Annotated in this window: 15 protein-coding genes; 8 read left to right on the top strand and 7 right to left on the bottom strand. The window is 70.6% G+C overall.

What is annotated here, in order from left to right; genetic code table 11:
- Nucleotides 1-81: 81 nt before the first annotated feature.
- From ppk2 to LRD69_RS05005, 3 genes are all read right to left on the bottom strand, one after another.
- Entirely contained in the window at nucleotides 82-1,110 is a 1,029-nt protein-coding gene (gene ppk2 / locus LRD69_RS05015) for a polyphosphate kinase 2 (protein WP_277325335.1), read from the bottom strand.
- On the bottom strand, nucleotides 1,040-2,053 hold the full coding sequence (locus LRD69_RS05010; RefSeq protein WP_277325334.1) for a DMT family transporter: 1,014 nt from the start codon (nucleotides 2,051-2,053) through the stop codon (nucleotides 1,040-1,042). Before LRD69_RS05010 ends, ppk2 begins: the two co-directional genes overlap by 71 nt.
- An 83-nt stretch (nucleotides 2,054-2,136) precedes the next feature.
- Entirely contained in the window at nucleotides 2,137-2,811 is a 675-nt protein-coding gene (locus LRD69_RS05005; RefSeq protein ID WP_277325333.1) for a TetR/AcrR family transcriptional regulator C-terminal domain-containing protein, read from the bottom strand.
- A 66-nt stretch (nucleotides 2,812-2,877) separates the two neighbouring features.
- On the opposite strand from LRD69_RS05005, the gene LRD69_RS05000 reads away from it, so the two are divergent.
- Nucleotides 2,878-4,029: an acyl-CoA dehydrogenase family protein gene (locus LRD69_RS05000; RefSeq protein ID WP_277325332.1), complete on the top strand. Its 1,152-nt coding sequence runs from the start codon at nucleotides 2,878-2,880 to the stop codon at nucleotides 4,027-4,029.
- 44 nt (nucleotides 4,030-4,073) lie between these two features.
- Here LRD69_RS05000 and LRD69_RS04995 read toward each other — a convergent pair whose 3' ends face one another.
- Nucleotides 4,074-4,658 carry a hypothetical protein gene (locus tag LRD69_RS04995; protein WP_277325331.1) on the bottom strand — a complete coding sequence of 195 codons (585 nt, stop codon included), beginning with the start codon at nucleotides 4,656-4,658 and terminating at the stop codon, nucleotides 4,074-4,076.
- Between the two features lie 130 nt (nucleotides 4,659-4,788).
- Here LRD69_RS04995 and LRD69_RS04990 point away from each other — a divergent pair, with 130 nt between their 5' ends.
- Nucleotides 4,789-5,079: a YiaA/YiaB family inner membrane protein gene (locus LRD69_RS04990; protein WP_277325330.1), complete on the top strand. Its 291-nt coding sequence runs from the start codon at nucleotides 4,789-4,791 to the stop codon at nucleotides 5,077-5,079.
- 95 nt (nucleotides 5,080-5,174) lie between these two features.
- A complete protein-coding gene (locus tag LRD69_RS04985) occupies nucleotides 5,175-5,798 on the top strand; it encodes a TetR/AcrR family transcriptional regulator (protein WP_277325329.1) in 624 nt (207 codons plus the stop codon).
- A gap of 42 nt (nucleotides 5,799-5,840) precedes the next feature.
- Here LRD69_RS04985 and LRD69_RS04980 read toward each other — a convergent pair whose 3' ends face one another.
- The gene (locus LRD69_RS04980; protein WP_277325328.1) at nucleotides 5,841-6,302 is read right to left on the bottom strand and encodes a MaoC family dehydratase; all 462 of its coding nucleotides are present in this window, start codon (nucleotides 6,300-6,302) and stop codon (nucleotides 5,841-5,843) included.
- Between the two features lie 149 nt (nucleotides 6,303-6,451).
- On the opposite strand from LRD69_RS04980, the gene soxR reads away from it, so the two are divergent.
- A complete protein-coding gene (gene soxR / locus LRD69_RS04975) occupies nucleotides 6,452-6,925 on the top strand; it encodes a redox-sensitive transcriptional activator SoxR (protein ID WP_277325327.1) in 474 nt (157 codons plus the stop codon).
- A gap of 33 nt (nucleotides 6,926-6,958) precedes the next feature.
- On the opposite strand, the gene LRD69_RS04970 is transcribed toward soxR, so the two are convergent.
- A complete protein-coding gene (locus LRD69_RS04970; protein ID WP_277325326.1) occupies nucleotides 6,959-7,570 on the bottom strand; it encodes a hypothetical protein in 612 nt (203 codons plus the stop codon).
- A gap of 249 nt (nucleotides 7,571-7,819) precedes the next feature.
- On the opposite strand from LRD69_RS04970, the gene LRD69_RS04965 reads away from it, so the two are divergent.
- Nucleotides 7,820-10,648, top strand: a complete 2,829-nt coding sequence (locus LRD69_RS04965) for a penicillin acylase family protein (protein WP_277325325.1) — start codon at nucleotides 7,820-7,822, stop codon at nucleotides 10,646-10,648.
- 246 nt (nucleotides 10,649-10,894) lie between these two features.
- Here LRD69_RS04965 and LRD69_RS04960 read toward each other — a convergent pair whose 3' ends face one another.
- Nucleotides 10,895-12,172: a DUF1343 domain-containing protein gene (locus LRD69_RS04960; RefSeq protein ID WP_277325324.1), complete on the bottom strand. Its 1,278-nt coding sequence runs from the start codon at nucleotides 12,170-12,172 to the stop codon at nucleotides 10,895-10,897.
- Between the two features lie 184 nt (nucleotides 12,173-12,356).
- Here LRD69_RS04960 and LRD69_RS04955 point away from each other — a divergent pair, with 184 nt between their 5' ends.
- From LRD69_RS04955 to LRD69_RS04945, 3 genes are read left to right on the top strand one after another with little or no spacing between them, the layout of a single operon-like run.
- A complete protein-coding gene (locus LRD69_RS04955; RefSeq protein WP_277325323.1) occupies nucleotides 12,357-13,121 on the top strand; it encodes an SDR family oxidoreductase in 765 nt (254 codons plus the stop codon).
- Nucleotides 13,118-14,794 carry an AMP-binding protein gene (locus LRD69_RS04950; RefSeq protein ID WP_277325322.1) on the top strand — a complete coding sequence of 559 codons (1,677 nt, stop codon included), beginning with the start codon at nucleotides 13,118-13,120 and terminating at the stop codon, nucleotides 14,792-14,794. The genes LRD69_RS04955 and LRD69_RS04950 overlap by 4 nt, the downstream gene beginning before the upstream one ends.
- A 41-nt stretch (nucleotides 14,795-14,835) precedes the next feature.
- Nucleotides 14,836-15,429, top strand: a complete 594-nt coding sequence (locus LRD69_RS04945; RefSeq protein ID WP_277325321.1) for a TetR/AcrR family transcriptional regulator — start codon at nucleotides 14,836-14,838, stop codon at nucleotides 15,427-15,429.
- The last annotated feature ends 176 nt before the right edge of the window (nucleotides 15,430-15,605 follow it).

Here is a 15,605-nt window from a genome sequence, read left to right as displayed (position 1 = left end):
ATGACGGACACCGGGCGGACCGGCCGGACCGCATCCCGTGGCCGTCGACCACGTGGGTCCTCGTGGGGCTCCGATCCGGGCTCACGCCGTCGGCCCCGCCTTTGTGCGGCCCGCGGAGAGCAGCCGGGCGCCCATCTCGCCCTGCTCGAAGAGCCGCGAGGCCGAGCCCACGATCAGCGGGTCCGGCTCGCGGACCACGGTCGTGTCCTTGTCCGGGTAGTCGAAGCGGTACAGCACATGCCGGATCGCCTCCAGCCTGGCCCGCTTCTTGTCGTTGCTCTTCACCACGGTCCAGGGCGCGTCCGCCGTGTCCGTGTGGAACAGCATCAGCTCCTTGGCCTCCGTGTACGCGTCCCACTTGTCCAGCGACGCGAGGTCGACCGGGCTGAGCTTCCACTGCCGTACGGGATCTATCTGGCGGATCATGAACCGGTTGCGCTGCTCGTTGCGGGACACGGAGAACCAGAACTTCACCAGATGGATGCCGTCCCGGGCGAGCATCCGCTCGAAGCTCGGTGCCTGGTGCATGAACTCGAGGTACTCGCGGGTCGTGCAGAACCCCATCACCCGCTCCACACCTGCCCGGTTGTACCAGGACCGGTCGAAGAGCACGATCTCCCCGGCGCTCGGAAGATGCGCCGTGTACCGCTGGAAATACCACTGGGTGCGCTCGCGTTCGGTGGGCTTCTCCAGTGCCACCACCCGCGCACCACGGGGGTTGAGGTGCTCGGTGAAGCGATTGATCGTGCCGCCCTTGCCCGCCGCGTCGCGCCCCTCGAAGATGATGATGAGCCGCTGGTCGCGCTCCTTCACCCAGTGCTGGAACTTGAGCAGCTCGATCTGCAGCGCGCGCTTGTCCCTCTCGTACGCCTTCCGGCCGAGCTTGTGGTCGTACGGATAGTCCTCGCGCCAGGCGTCGCGCGCCCGGCCGTCGGGCGTCACCAGGACCGGATCGTCGTCGCCGCTGTCGACCACGCCGAACGCCGCGAGCTCGGGGCCGCCGTGGCGGGCCGCCCAGTCGAGGGCGGCCTGCCGGTGCTCAGCGTCGTCGGCCGCTCGTTTCTTCTTCGCCTTCCTGGGGCCGCTCGGACCCCGGGTGCTCCTGGTCATGACGGCCTCCCTCCACCGGCGGGGCCGGACTGTTACGACGTCCAGTCTGCGGATGCATACGGGAGACCGCCACCCCTGCCAGGCAGAGCAGGCCGCCGCCGACCGTGAACAGCGCGGGCACCTCGTCGAGCAGCAGCCACGACATCAGCACCACCAGGGCTGGCACCGCGTAGGTGGTGGCGCCCATCCGGCCGGCCGTCGTGCGGGCGAGCGCATAGGCCCAGGTGGTGAAGGCCAGAGCGGTGGGGAAGATGCCCAGATAGACCATGTTCAGCGTCGCGGACACCGGTGCGTCGGCCACCTCGGAGACCAGCACGCCGGAGAACGGCAGACAGGCGGCCGTACCGACCAGGCAGCCGAACGTGGTGATCTGCAGCGCCGAGCCGTGCCGCAGCGCCGGCTTCTGGGCGACCACCCCGGCCGCGTACGCCACCGCCGCCAGCAGACAGAGCGCCACGCCGAGCACCGAGGAACCCCCGTGTCCCGACATGGAGAGGCCGACCACCACGGCGCCCGCGAACGACACGCCCATCCCCACCAGCAGCATGCGCGGCAGGCCCTCGCCCAGCAGCCGGGCGCCGAGCAGGGCGATCAGGATCGGGCCGATGTTCACGACCATGGCCGCCGTGCCCGCGTCGACCTGCTGCTCGCCCCAGTTGAGCACCACCATGTAGAGCCCGAACCAGAGCAGTCCGGACGCCACGATGCCCGGCCACGCCGCCCTGGCCGGCAGTCCCTCGCGGCGTACGAGAAGGATCACGCCGAGCGTGAGCGAACCTGCCAGCAGTCGGCCGAGTGCGAGCGCACCGGGGGAGTAGGCGTCGCCCGCGCTCCGGATGGAGACGAAGGCGGAGGCCCACAGCGCCACGGTGGTGCAGGCCGCGGCGGTCGCCCGCCGGTTGCGGCCCGTGTGGGTGGAGGCCGGTGTGGGTGTCGTCGTCATGCGCCCGACTCTAAGCGAACAACGGTTCGACTCTCGCCGAATTGTTGAGCGAGATGAGCCGGGGAACAACCGCTCGGGAGATGTCAGGAACGCTCCGGTGCCGGCCGGGCCGCATCCGGGGTGCGGCGCTGCCGGTACTGCAGGGCGAGTCCGTCGAGCAGGGCCCGCAGCCCGGTCTCGAACGCACCCTCGTCGACCTGCTGGCGGCGGTCGGCCAGCAGGTGGGCCTGGCCGAGGTGCGGATAGTCGGCGGGGTCGTACGCCGTCTCGTCGTCGACGAAGCCGCGCGCGAACGAGCCCAGTGCCGAGCCGGTGATGAAGTACCGCATGAGTGCGCCGATGTACGTGGCCTGGGCGGGCGGCCATCCCGCTCGGACCATGGCGCCGAAGGCCGCGTCGGCGACCCGCAGCCCGGCCGGACGGCGGCCGGGGCCCTGGGCCAGTACGGGGACGATGTGCGGGTGCGCGGTCAGCGCCGCACGATAGGAGACCGCCCAGTCGTGCAGGGCGGCACGCCAGTCGCGGCCGTCGGACTCGTCGAACATCGACAGATCGACCTGTGCGGACACGGCGTCCGCGACCGCGTCCAGGATCTCGTCCTTGTTGCGGAAGTGGTTGTACAGCGAGGGTCCGCTGACCCCGAGTTCGGCCGCGAGCCGGCGGGTGGAGACGGCGTCGAGCCCCTCGGCGTCCACGAGCGCGCTCGCCGTCTCGACGATGCGGTCTCTGCTGAGGAGGGGCTTGCGCGGTCGGGCCATGCGGCACATAGTAGGGCCTGCAAACGTAAAACTAGCAGTGCTAATTAAAAGTGGGAGAACCGAAGGATGAACCTGGAGCTCAGCGAGGAGCAGGAAGCCGCCCGGCAGCTCGCCAAGGACTTCGTCGCCCGCGAGATCGCCCCGCATGTCGTCGAGTGGGACCGCGCCGAGAATGTCGACAGGTCGATCGTCAAGAAGCTGGGTTCCCTCGGCTTCCTCGGGCTGACCGTCCCCGAGGAGTACGGCGGCTCGGGCGGCGACCACCTGGCGTACTGCCTGGTCACCGAGGAACTCGGCCGCGGCGACTCCTCGGTCCGCGGCATCGTCTCGGTCTCCTTGGGGCTGGTCACCAAGACCATCGCCACCTGGGGCGACGAGAAGCAGAAGCAGCAGTGGCTGCCCCGGCTCACCGCGGGCGAGGCGATCGGCTGCTTCGGCCTCACCGAGCCCGGCACCGGCTCGGACGCCGGGAACCTGACGACGAAGGCCGTCCGCGACGGCGACTCGTATGTCATCAACGGCACCAAGATGTTCATCACCAACGGCACCTGGGCCGACGTCGTGCTGCTCTTCGCCCGCACCAATGACACCCCCGGCCACAAGGGCATATCCGCATTCCTGGTGCCCACCGACACTCCCGGCCTCACCCGCCGCACCATCCACGGCAAGCTCGGTCTGCGCGGCCAGGCCACCGCCGAAGTGGTCCTGGAGGACGTCCGCGTTCCCGCCACCACGCTCCTGGGCCCCGAGGGCAAGGGCTTCTCGATCGCCATGTCCGCCCTGGCCAAGGGGAGGATGTCGGTCGCGGCAGGCTGCGTCGGGATCGCCCAGGCCGCGCTCGACGCCGCCGTGGGGTACGCGGGCGAGCGCGAGCAGTTCGGCAAGCCCATCGCGGGCTACCAGCTCGTCCAGGAACTGATCAGCGACATCGCGGTGGACGTGGACGCCGCCCGGCTGCTGACCTGGCGGGTCGCCGACCTGATCGACCGCGGCGAGGACTTCGCCACCGCGGCGTCCAAGGCGAAGCTCTTCGCCTCCGAGGCAGCCGTCCGCGCGGCCAGCAACGCCCTGCAGGTCTTCGGCGGCTACGGCTACATCGACGAGTACCCGGTCGGCAAGCTGCTGCGCGACGCCCGGGTGATGACGCTCTACGAGGGCACCAGTCAGATCCAGAAGCTGATCATCGGCCGGGCGCTCACGGGGGTCTCCGCCTTCTGAGCGGGACCCGGGCCCGGGGCGCGGTGCCCGTACGGGACGTCGTCCTACCCGGTCGGGGAGTCCGGCCGGATCCCGTACGCGGCGAGCCAGGCCAGAACCTCGCTCCGGGACGCCCGGACGAGGCTGCCACCGGTGAAGCGTGCGTCGTCGGTGACCTCGGCGACACACTCCGGGGGCGGCGCAAATGCTTCCGCGTCCGCGTCGTCGGTGAACTCCGCCTCCGCCATGACCAGGCCGTGCAGCGGAGGACCGAAGACGTCGACGCCGAGGGGAGGGACGCTGAAGCGCGTCTTGACCAGCACGGCGGCAGGCAGGGAGGCGAGCAGCCGATATTCGTCCGGGGACAGGTAGATGTTCGTCGTCAGGCCCTGAACGGGACCCGGCAGCTCGGTGGGCACCTTCTGGGTGAGCTTGTACGTACGGGCATCGAGGTCCGGACGCTCCTCGCACCTCAGCCGCAGACGCGTGCCCACCAGATAGCGATCGGTGATCGACCGGACGGCGACGGCGGACGAGGGGCTCGGCGGCCCCGCGAGCAGGAACCGCCTCTCCCGTTCGACGCGTGCGTACTTCCCCTCGCGGACGTGCTCTCCCTCTACCGAGCCGCTCTTCTCGGTCATGTCAGTCATGGAAGAAGCTTGGCAGTACCCACCGTCCCGACGCCGGTGCCGAGCTCCGATCACCCGAACGGGCGGCTGAGTACCGAACTGAGTACGGGGGCGGATGTGGCGGGCGCCACAGTGGCCGATGCTGTCCGCCATGAGTGAGACGACAACGGTCAAGCAGCAGAGCACCGCGGCCTTCTACGGGCAGGCCGTCGCATCCTTCGGGGTGGCGATGGGCGCGGTGGCCCTCGGTATCTACTTCCTCGATGCGAACGCCTGGGTGCGGGGCTTCCTCGCCATCGGCGTCCTCTATCTCGTCACGTCCTGCTTCACCCTTGCCAAGGTCATCCGGGACCGTCAGGAGGCGGGGCAGATCGTCAGCCGGGTGGACCAGGCCCGGCTCGAGAAGATCCTTGCCGAGCACGATCCCTTCCAGAAGCTCTGATCCTCCCGGTCACCGGAACCCGCGGACATTCCCTAAGCGCTTGCTCAGGTTCGGGGTATGGTGTTCGTCCTGCTGAAGGGAAGGGGTCGGTGACGATGAGCACGGCGGAGGAGACCGGCGGCGACAGCGCGCCGTGGGGCGAAGTGACGCCCGAGGCGGCCAGGCGGCTCCTCGTCGCGGCCGTCGACGCCTTCGCCGAGCGGGGGTACCACGCGACCACCACCCGTGACATCGCGAGCCGCGCCGGGATGAGTCCTGCGGCGCTCTACATCCACTACAAGACGAAGGAAGAGCTGCTCCACCGGATCAGCAGGATCGGTCACGACCGGGCCCTGCTGATCCTGGAGACGGCCGCGGACGGTGAGGGCACGGCGTCCGAGCGGCTCGCCGAGGCCGTGCGCTCCTTCGTCCGCTGGCACGCCGAAGGGCACACCACCGCCCGCGTGGTCCAGTACGAACTCGACGCCCTCGGCCCGGAGCACCGCACCGAGATCGTCGCGCTGCGCCGCAGGAGCGACGCGGTGATCCGCCGGATCATCAGCGAGGGGGTGCAGGCGGGGGAGTTCGACGTCCCGGACATCCCGGGCACCACGCTCGCCGTGCTCTCGTTGTGCATCGATGTGGCGCGCTGGTTCAGCGCGCAGGGGAGCCGGACGCCGGACGAGGTCGGCGCTCTGTACGCCGACCTCGTTCTGCGCATGGTCGCGGTCCAGCGGTAGGGCGGGGCCGGGCCCGCGGGCCCGGCAGCCCGGTCCGCGGGCTCAGAAGTAGTAGCGCGACACCGACTCGGCGACGCAGACCGGCTTGTCGCCGCCCTCGCGCTCGACCGTGACGACGGCCGTGACCTGGACGCCGCCGCCGGCCTCCTCGACGCTCTTGAGGGCGGCCGTCGCCCGCAGGCGTGAGCCCACCGGCACGGTGGACGGGAAGCGGACCTTGTTGGTGCCGTAGTTGATGCCCATCTTCATGCCCTCGACCCGCATGATCTGCGGGACGAGCGCCGGGAGCAGCGAGAGCGTGAGATAGCCGTGCGCGATCGTCGTGCCGAACGGGCCGGCCGCGGCACGCTCCGGGTCCACGTGGATCCACTGGTGGTCACCGGTGGCGTCGGCGAAGAGATCGACCCTCTTCTGGTCGATCTCCAGCCAGTCGCTGTGACCCAGCTGCTCGCCCACCCCGTCGCGCAGCTCCTGCGCGGACGTGAAGATCCTCGGCTCTGCCATGTCCCTGGTCCTGCCTTCCCGCTCTTGACCGTCCGTCGTCATGACTTGTCCTTCATCGCCTACTGTCTAAGCGCTTGCTCAGCATGGTTGGGCGGTGCGTTCCTGTCAACGACGGACCGTTCCCGAGGAGTGCACGTAGGGTTCGAGGGGTGCCCCAGATCCCACAGACACTCCAGGAACTCACGGTCGGCCAGCTCTCCGCGCGCAGCGGCGCGGCCGTTTCGGCCCTGCACTTCTACGAGAGCAAGGGCCTGATCAGCAGCCGCCGCACCAGTGGCAACCAGCGCCGCTACAGCCGGGACGCGCTGCGCCGGGTCGCTTTCGTCCGCGCGGCCCAACGCGTCGGCATACCGCTGGCCACGATCCGCGACGCGCTGGCCGAGCTCCCGGAGGAGCGCACCCCGACCCGCGACGACTGGGCGCGGCTCTCCGGAACCTGGCGCTCCGAACTCGACGAGCGGATCAAGCAGCTGGGCCGGTTGCGCGACCATCTGACCGACTGCATCGGCTGCGGCTGCCTGTCGCTGGAGACGTGCGTGCTCTCCAACCCGAACGACATCACCGGCGACACCATCAGCGGCTCCCGCCTCATGCCGGAGCGCCGGTCCGCGGACTGCCGATAGGGGCGGCGGCCGGGGCCGCCGCCCGGTGCTCCCTCATGCCGCGGAGGCCAGACCCGTCCGCCGCGGCCGCTGCGCCCTGGCCAGCGCCCCCGGCGTGAGCACGGGCTGCGGGACCACGATCCCGCAGCCCGTGCAGACCGGCCCCGACCACGGTTCGTGGCCGAGGTCCTGACGCCAGACGATCCCGGTGGCCGCACACACCGGGCAGGCCGTGCCCGGCTCCGACTCGAGGGCGGCGATCAGCCGGCCCAGCACCTCGCCCAGTGGTGCGGTCGGGTGGACCGCCGGATCACCGCAGCGCGCCACCCCGTTCCCGCCCCAGATGCGCCGGTGCCAGTCGTCGAATGCGCCCGGCCGGCGCAGTCCGTCGTGCTTCTCCCGCCTGCGGCGTTCGGCGAACCCCGCCTCGTACCCCAGCCAGACGGCCCGGGCCTCCTCCAACTCCTCCAGGGCGTGCACCAGTCGCTCGGGGTCGGGGGCCCGGTCCTCGGGCTCGATCCGGTGCCGGGCGCACAGATGGTTCCAGGTCGCCCGGTGGCCGTAAGGGGCGAACCTCTCCAGGCACTTGCGCAGCGAGTACCGCCGCAGCGCCAGGTCGCCCCGCGGATCGCGGACCTGTCTCGCAAGACTCCGGAAACCGGCCATTGCACTGCCACCTCCGTCGCTCGTACTTCGACGTCAGGGAATGGACGTACGACTACCCGATCCGGCTCCATCGAAGGGTGATACGCGTCCATCGACTGAGACGGCCCTCGTCGGAGGAGGTCGGCCGGTCTCATGTCCGGCCGGGACGAGGCGGCGTGTGATGATTCGGAAAAGGTGACCGATGCTCACCTTACCGACGAGTCATACCGTCAGTAACCTCCGGCGCACAGGCCTTCCGGAGGAGCGCGCATGCCCCCACGCACCGTCACGTCCAGAGCCGCGGCCATCGCGGCGGTCGTAGCTCTCGGTACCACCCTGCTCGCGGCCTCGCCGCAGTCCGGGGCCGCGGCAGCGGATCCCGTCCCCGTCGCCGACTACTGCCAGGGGCAGTGCGACGACATCCTGCCGCCCGGCGAGAACGGCAACGCCACGCTCGTCGAGATCCTCGGCAACCAGGCGTTCGGTACGCACCCCGCGCACAGCGACGACCAACTCGACCGGTACAACGGCCTGGTGGCCGGGCACACCGGTCTCACCGACCAGAAGCTGACCGACTTCTTCAACGACGCCTCGTTCGGCGTTCCGAAGGACCGGGTCGAGTCCGTCATCTCGCCCCGCGCGGACGTGACGATCACCCGCGACAAGGCATCCGGTGTGCCGCACGTCAAGGGCACCACCCGCTACGGCACCGAGTTCGGCGCCGGGTTCGCGGCGGGGCAGGACCGGCTCTGGCTGATGGACCTCTTCCGGCACATCGGGCGCGGGGAGTTGACCTCCTTCGCCGGCGGCGCCCTCGCCAACCAGGGTCTGGAGCAGCAGTTCTGGCCACAGGCTCCCTATACCGAGTCCGATCTCGAAGCCCAGGTCGACCACATCAGGACCCACGAGGGCGCCGAGGGCGAGCAGGCCATGGCCGATGCCCAGGCGTACGTCGACGGCATCAACGCATACCGCGAGAAGTCCAAGAAGGGCCGCTACTTCCCCGGCGAGTACGTTCTCACCGGCAAGATCGACGCGATCACCAACCTCGGTGAGATACAGCCGTTCAAGCTGACCGACCTGATCTCGATCGCCTCCGTCGTCGGCGGCCAGTTCGGCGGCGGCGGTGGGGGCGAAGTACAGGCGGCGCTCTCGCTGCTGTCCGCCCAGCAGAAGTACGGGGTCGCCGAAGGTACCGAGGTCTGGGAGTCGTTCCGGCAGCGCAACGATCCCGAGGCCGTGCTGACGATCCACGACGGGACGTCGTTCCCGTACGCGGGCAGGCCCGCGGAGGCGCGCGGCACCGCCCTTCCCGACCCGGGCTCCGTCACCGCCGAGCCGCTCGTCCACGACCGCACCGGCTCCGCCGGCACGAACGCGAAGGCCCCCGTCAGGGCGCCGGCTGCGCTCAAGCAGGCCCAGGGCATCTACGACGACGGCGTCATCCCCGAGGGTTCGCTGCCCGGATCCGGCTCCGGCGCGCAGCGGCGCGGCATGTCCAACGCCCTGCTGGTCTCCGGCAAGCACACCGCGAGCGGAAACCCGATCGCCGTGTTCGGCCCGCAGACCGGCTACTTCGCCCCCCAGCTGATGATGCTTCAGGAGCTCCAGGGCCCCGGCATCAGCGCCCGCGGTGTCTCGTTCGCCGGCGTCGGCATGTACGTCCAGATGGGCCGCGGCCAGGACTACGCGTGGAGCGCCACCTCGGCGGGCCAGGACATCACCGACACGTACGCCGTCGAGCTGTGCGAGCCGGACGGCTCCACGCCCGCCAAGGACTCCACGCACTACCTCCACCACGGCACCTGCACCGCGATGGAGACGCTGGAGCGCACCAACTCCTGGACACCGACCGTCGCCGACTCCACGGCGAAGGGTTCCTACCGGATGCAGGTCCGGCGGACCGCGTACGGCATCGTCACCCACCGCGCCACCGTGGGCGGCAAACCCGTCGCGTACACCTCGCTGCGCACCACCTACCGCCACGAGGCCGACTCGATCATCGGCTTCCAGCTGCTCAACGACCCGGCGTACGTCACGGACGCCGCCTCCTTCCAGCAGGCGGTGAGCAACATCGACTACGCCTTCAACTGGTTCTACGCCGACTCCCGCACGGCCGCCTACTACAACAGCGGCATGAACCCGGTGCGCGCCGCGGGCGTCGACCCGGCCCTGCCTGTCAAGGCCGAGAAGGCGTACGAATGGCAGGGCTACGACCCGGTCGCCAACAGCGCCGACTACACCCCGTTCGCCGCGCATCCGCACTCCAGCGGCCAGGACTACTACGTCTCCTGGAACAACAAGCAGGCCGAGGGGTACGCCTCCGCGGGCTTCGGCCTCAGCGCGGTGCACCGGGCGGATCTGCTCGACGAGCGGGTGGCGAAGCTGGTGGAGCAGGGCGGCGTCACCCGCGCCTCGCTCACCCGGGCCATGGCGGACGCCGCCCTCACCGATCTGCGCGGCGAGCAGCTGCTGCCCGAACTGCTGAAGGTGCTCCGCTCCCAGCCGGTCACCGACCCGGAACTGAACGCGGCGATCCAGAAACTGGAGTCCTGGCGGGCGTCGGGCTCGCAGCGCAAGGAGACGAGCCCCGGCTCGCACACGTACACCGACGCGGACGCGGTACGGATCATGGACGCGTGGTGGCCGAAGCTGGTCCAGGCGGAGTTCGGGCCGGGTCTCGGCGCCGACCTGTACGGGGCGCTGACCGCCGCCCTCGCCACCGACGAGTCCCCGGCCGCCAGCCACGGCCCGAGCGGTGCGCACAGCGGATCGGCGTTCCAGTACGGCTGGTGGGGCTTCGTGGACAAGGACCTGCGCCAGGTCCTCGGTCAGCCGGTCAAGGGGCCGCTCGCCAGGACGTACTGCGGAAACGGCGACCTGAGCAGCTGCCGCGCCACCCTGCTCGCCTCCCTGAAGCAGGCGGCGGCCGAACCGGCCACCGAGGTCTACCCCGGTGATGACAGCTGCAAGGCCGGCGAGCAGTGGTGCACGGACTCGATCGTTCACCGGGCGCTGGGCGGAATCAGCCAGAAGGCGATCCACTGGCAGAACCGCCCGACGTACCAGCAGGTGGTGGAGTTCCCCGCCCACCGGTAGAGCGTGGCCACCGGTCGTGCGCCCTCGATCGCCGGGCGGGCCCACTCCTCGGGCCCGTCCGGCGGCCGACGGCAGCGCACGCGGCGAACCACCCGGGTCCGCACGGCGGTTCACCACAGTCCCTTCCGGCGTCCGAGGACGCAACCGTACGCCGGGCGGGCCCGGGCTTCCGGGCCCGCCCGGCGAACACCGCGGCGCGTCCGGCGATCGGGGACGGAAGCACCGGCCGCCGGACGTCCCCCGGTCTCATCGGTACTGCAAGTACTTCTTCCGCATCGCCCGGAACGCGGCGAGGTCCGCCGCCCAGGCGCCCACCACCTCGTCCGTGTCCGCGCCCGCGTCGATCATCGTGCGGACCCGCGTGTTCCCGGTGAGCTTGTCGATCCAGTTGTCCGAGCGCCACGCGAACCCGCTCCACGACTGCTTCGCCGTCACCAGCAGGGCGATCCCGGTGCGTACCGGGTCGAACACCTCCCGGTCCTGCACGTGCAGCTGCACCCCGCCGACCGTCTTTCCCTGGAACTTGGAGAACGTCGGCGCGAAGTACGCCTCACGGAACGCGACTCCGGGCAGGTCCAGCGCGTTCGCGGCCTCGGCCCACCGGTAGTCGATGCCCTCCGCGCCGAGCAGTTCGAACGGCCGCGTCGTGCCGCGCCCCTCGGAGAGGTTCGTGCCCTCGAAGAGGCAGGTCCCGGAGTACACCAGTGCGGTGTCGGGCGTCGGCATGTTCGGGCTCGGCGGGACCCACGGCAGCCCCGTCTCGTCGAAGAAGTCCGAGCGCCGCCACCCCGACATCGTCACGATGTCCAGCTCGACCGGCCGCTCGGCCAGGAACTCCGCGTTGAAGAGCAGCGCCAGCTCGGTGACCGTCATGCCGTGCGCCTGCGCTATCTCCCGGCGCCCCACGAACGTCGAGAACGCCGGGTCGAGGACCGGCCCGAGCGCCGCCCGCCCGGTCACCGGGTTCGGCCGGTCCAGCACGACGAATCGCTTGCCCGCGAGGGCCGCCGCCTCCATGCAGTCGTACAGCGTCCAGATGTACGTGTAGAAGCGCGCGCCCGCGTCCTGGATGTCGAAGACGATCGTGTCCACGCCGGACGCGGTGAAGACGTCGGCGAGCGGCTGCCCGCTCTTCAGATACGTGTCGTAGACAGGGAGCCCGGTCGCCGGGTCGTCGTACCGTCCCTCGGAGCCGCCCGCCTGCGCGGTGCCGCGGAAGCCGTGTTCGGGCCCGAAGACCGCGACCAGGTTCACCCGCTCGTCCGGGTGCATCACATCGACGATGTGGCGGACATCGGAGGTGATCCCGGTCGGATTGGTGACGACCCCGACCTTCTGTCCCTTCAGCAGCGCGTAACCGTCCGCGGCCAGCCGGTCGAAGCCGGTGCGCAGACGGTTCCGTCCGGCGCCCTGTCCCTTGCCGGGCACGGGTCCCGCTGCCGCCGTTCCGGTTCCTGCGGCCGTCGCTGCGACGGCTCCGACTGCACCACCAGCGGCCAGCAGACCACGTCTGGACAGGCTCATTCGGCTACCTCCATGATCGCTTCAACTGTCATGGTCACGCACGCTAGCGCGCGGAAGCGCTCCGGGGAACGTGCCGGACGCTACCGCTGTGACAGGAGTGGCGACAACCCGGGCCAAGCCCTTCCCGGACGACATACCGACTGGTTAGTCTGCTGGGGAAGTCGGCTGAGAGAGGCGGGACCCGATGAGTACGGTGCAGGGCGCGGGCGTGGTGGTCACCGGAGCCGGAGGCGGCATCGGCGCCGCTCTGGCCCGCAGATTCGCCGCGGAGGGCGCGAGGGTCGTCGTCAACGACCTCGACGAGGCCCGGATCAAGGCGCTGGCCGAGGAGATCGGCGGCACCGCCGTCGCCGGTGACGCCTCACGGATCGTGGACGCCGCCCGGGACGCGCTGGACGGCACCGTCGACATCTACTGCGCCAACGCGGGCCTCGCCTCGCCCGGCGACGTCTTCGCCGACGAGGACGTCTGGGCAGCGGCCTGGGACGTCAATGTGATGGCCCATGTCCGCGCGGCCAGGGCGCTGCTGCCGGACTGGCTGGAGCGCGGCAGCGGCCGGTTCGTCTCCACCGCGTCCGCCGCCGGGCTGCTGACGATGATCGGTGCGGCGCCGTACAGCGTCACCAAGCACGGGGTCGTCGCCTTCGCCGAATGGCTCTCGCTGACCTACCGCCACCGCGGCATCAAGGTCCACGCGATCTGCCCGCAGGGCGTGCGCACGGACATGCTCACCGCCGCGGGGTCGGCCGGCGAGCTCGTGCTCGCCCCCAGCGCCATCGAGCCGGAGGCCGTCGCCGACGCGCTCTTCGACGCCATGGCCGAGGACCGCTTCCTCGTCCTGCCGCACCCCGAGGTCGCCGGGTACTACCGGGCCCGCACCAAGGACACCGACCACTGGCTCGGCAGCATGAACCACCTTCAGCAGAAGTGGGAGGAGACCGGCGCATGACCGAGTCCGACACCGACACCGGGTCCGTCTACGCGGCGAAGCCCTGGATTTCCCTGCTCAGCGAGGCCCAGCGGGCCCCGGTCAGCCCCGCCCGGACCCTGGTGCACGCCTTCCGCGCCTCCGCCGCCCGCGCTCCCGAGCACCCGGCGCTCGCCTACTTCGACGGACGGCTCGGTTACCGCGAGACCGACGCGCTTTCCGACTCCGTGGCCGGTCACCTCGCCGCGAAGGGGCTGGAGCGCGGCGACCGGGTCGCGATCATGCTGCAGAACTCCCCGCAGTTCGTGCTCGCCCTGCTCGGTGCCTGGAAGGCCGGCGCGACCGTGGTCCCGCTCAACCCGATGTACAAGTCCGGCGAGGTCGGGCATGTGCTGAAGGACGCCGAGGTCACCGCGCTGATCTGCGCGGACCGGGCGTGGGAGGCGTATCTGCGGGACACCGCGGCGGCGGCCCCGTCCGTGCGGTTCGCGCTCACCGCCTGCGAGCTCGACCTGCAGAGCCAGAACGACGAACGCGTCCTGAATTTCGAGCGGCTGCCCGTCCCCGGCGACACCGACGACCTGGTGGCCGTCGCCCGCAGCGGGCTCGCCGCCCCCGACGGCCGTGAACTCGACTCCGCCGACGTGGCGCTGATCAGCTACACGTCCGGGACCAGCGGCGCCCCCAAGGGCGCCATGAACTCCCACGGCAACATCATGGTCAACGCCGAGCGCCAGCGCACCGGACACCCGGTTCCCGAGGGCTCCGCGTACTTCGCGCTCGCCCCGCTCTTCCACATCACCGGCATGGTGTGCCAGCTGGCGGCCTGTCTCACCAACGCCGGCACGCTCGTCCTCGCGTACCGCTTCCACCCCGGTGTCGTCCTCGACGCGTTCGCCGAGCACCGCCCCGCGTACACCGTCGGTCCGTCGACGGCCTTCATGGCGCTCGCCGCCACCCCGGGCGTGACACCCGAGCACTTCGCCTCGTTCCGGATCCTGTCCTCCGGCGGCGCACCGCTGCCGCCCGCACTCGTGGAGAAGTTCCGGGACGGCTTCGGCCCGTACATCCGCAACGGCTACGGTCTCACCGAGTGCACGGCGCCCTGTGCGTCCGTACCGCCCGAGCGGGAAGCCCCCGTCGACCCGGTCTCCGGGACGCTCTCCGTCGGCGTTCCGGGCCCCGACACGGTCGTCCGGATCCTCGACGAGAACGGCGACGAGGTGCCGTTCGGTGAGCAGGGCGAGATCGCCGTCCGAGGTCCCCAGGTCGTCTCCGGCTACTGGCGGCTGCCCGAGGCGACCGCCGCCGCCTTCCCGGACGGTGAGCTGCGGACCGGCGACATCGGCTTCATGGACCGCGACGGCTGGCTGTACGTCGTCGACCGCAAGAAGGACATGATCAACGCCTCCGGCTTCAAGGTCTGGCCGCGCGAGGTGGAAGATGTCCTGTACACCCACCCGGCGGTGCGGGAAGCGGCCGTCGTCGGTGTCCCCGACGCGTACCGCGGCGAGACCGTCCGGGCGTACGTCAGCCTGCGGCCCGGAGCGGTGATCGAGCCCGGTGAGCTGGGTGCGTACTGCAAGGAGCGGCTGGCGGCGTACAAGTATCCGCGCGAGGTCGAGATCCTGGCCGAACTCCCGAAGACGGCTAGTGGGAAGATCCTCAGGCGGGAACTGCGTTCGGCGCAGTAGCGCAGCGCATGCACGGATCGGACGGAAGGCAGGTGGCGGCAATGGCCAGAACGACGGACGGGAACGATGCCCCGGTTCCGCAGCGGCTGCTGGCCGCCGCCACCAGGCTCTTCGCCGAGCGGGGCTACGACCGCACGTCGGTCCAGGAGATCGTCGAGGCGGCGGGCGTCACCAAGGGCGCGCTGTACCACTACTTCGGGTCCAAGGAGGATCTCCTCCAGGAGGTCTACGCCCGGGTGCTGCGCCTCCAGCAGGAGCGGCTCGACGCCTTCGCCGACGCCGATGCGCCGGTCGAGCAGCGACTGCGGGACGCGGCGGCGGACGTCGTCGTCACGACGATCGAGAACCTCGACGACGCGTCGATCTTCTTCCGGTCCATGCACCATCTGAGCCCGGAGAAGAACAAGCAGGTGCGGGTGGAACGGCGCCGCTACCACGAACGGTTCCGGGCGCTGGTGGAAGAGGGCCAGCAGAGCGGGGTGTTCTCGACGGCCACCCCGGCGGATCTGGTGGTGGACTACCACTTCGGCTCCGTGCACCACCTGTCGACGTGGTACCGCCCGGACGGCCCGCTCAGCCAGCAGGAGGTCGCCGACCATCTGGCGGACCTGCTGCTGCGCGCGCTGCGCCCCTGACGTCGGATCAGGGACACGGGAGAGGCACCCGTCCGGCTCCGGCTTCCCGAGCGAGGTCCAAGGCCCCGCGGTCACCGACCGCGGGGCCTTGCCGCGGTACGCACTCTTGCCGGATTGGTCTGTACCTGCCACGCTGCCTGCGCCGCCCCCCGCGTCCCGTCGGCCACTTCCTTCCC

It is taken from the genome of Streptomyces sp. JH14 (genome assembly GCF_029428675.1).
Taxonomy (GTDB): Bacteria; Actinomycetota; Actinomycetes; order Streptomycetales; family Streptomycetaceae; genus Streptomyces.
Note: the sequence above shows the minus strand (reverse complement) of the source record. Positions and strands in the feature narration are given on the sequence as shown.

What these genes read in the sequence shown, in the direction of transcription:
- LRD69_RS04950 (WP_277325322.1), top strand. Translation starts at nt 13,118, where the DNA reads ATGACCGAGTCCGACACCGACACCGGGTCCGTCTACGCGGCGAAGCCC.
- LRD69_RS04955 (WP_277325323.1), top strand. Translation starts at nt 12,357, where the DNA reads ATGAGTACGGTGCAGGGCGCGGGCGTGGTGGTCACCGGAGCCGGAGGC.
- LRD69_RS04985 (WP_277325329.1), top strand. Translation starts at nt 5,175, where the DNA reads ATGAGCACGGCGGAGGAGACCGGCGGCGACAGCGCGCCGTGGGGCGAA.
- LRD69_RS05005 (WP_277325333.1), bottom strand. Translation starts at nt 2,811, where the DNA reads ATGGCCCGACCGCGCAAGCCCCTCCTCAGCAGAGACCGCATCGTCGAG.
- LRD69_RS04945 (WP_277325321.1), top strand. Translation starts at nt 14,836, where the DNA reads ATGGCCAGAACGACGGACGGGAACGATGCCCCGGTTCCGCAGCGGCTG.
- LRD69_RS04980 (WP_277325328.1), bottom strand. Translation starts at nt 6,302, where the DNA reads ATGGCAGAGCCGAGGATCTTCACGTCCGCGCAGGAGCTGCGCGACGGG.
- LRD69_RS04995 (WP_277325331.1), bottom strand. Translation starts at nt 4,658, where the DNA reads ATGACTGACATGACCGAGAAGAGCGGCTCGGTAGAGGGAGAGCACGTC.
- LRD69_RS05010 (WP_277325334.1), bottom strand. Translation starts at nt 2,053, where the DNA reads ATGACGACGACACCCACACCGGCCTCCACCCACACGGGCCGCAACCGG.
- LRD69_RS04960 (WP_277325324.1), bottom strand. Translation starts at nt 12,172, where the DNA reads ATGAGCCTGTCCAGACGTGGTCTGCTGGCCGCTGGTGGTGCAGTCGGA.
- LRD69_RS04990 (WP_277325330.1), top strand. Translation starts at nt 4,789, where the DNA reads ATGAGTGAGACGACAACGGTCAAGCAGCAGAGCACCGCGGCCTTCTAC.
- LRD69_RS04970 (WP_277325326.1), bottom strand. Translation starts at nt 7,570, where the DNA reads ATGGCCGGTTTCCGGAGTCTTGCGAGACAGGTCCGCGATCCGCGGGGC.
- LRD69_RS04965 (WP_277325325.1), top strand. Translation starts at nt 7,820, where the DNA reads ATGCCCCCACGCACCGTCACGTCCAGAGCCGCGGCCATCGCGGCGGTC.
- LRD69_RS05000 (WP_277325332.1), top strand. Translation starts at nt 2,878, where the DNA reads ATGAACCTGGAGCTCAGCGAGGAGCAGGAAGCCGCCCGGCAGCTCGCC.
- ppk2 (WP_277325335.1), bottom strand. Translation starts at nt 1,110, where the DNA reads ATGACCAGGAGCACCCGGGGTCCGAGCGGCCCCAGGAAGGCGAAGAAG.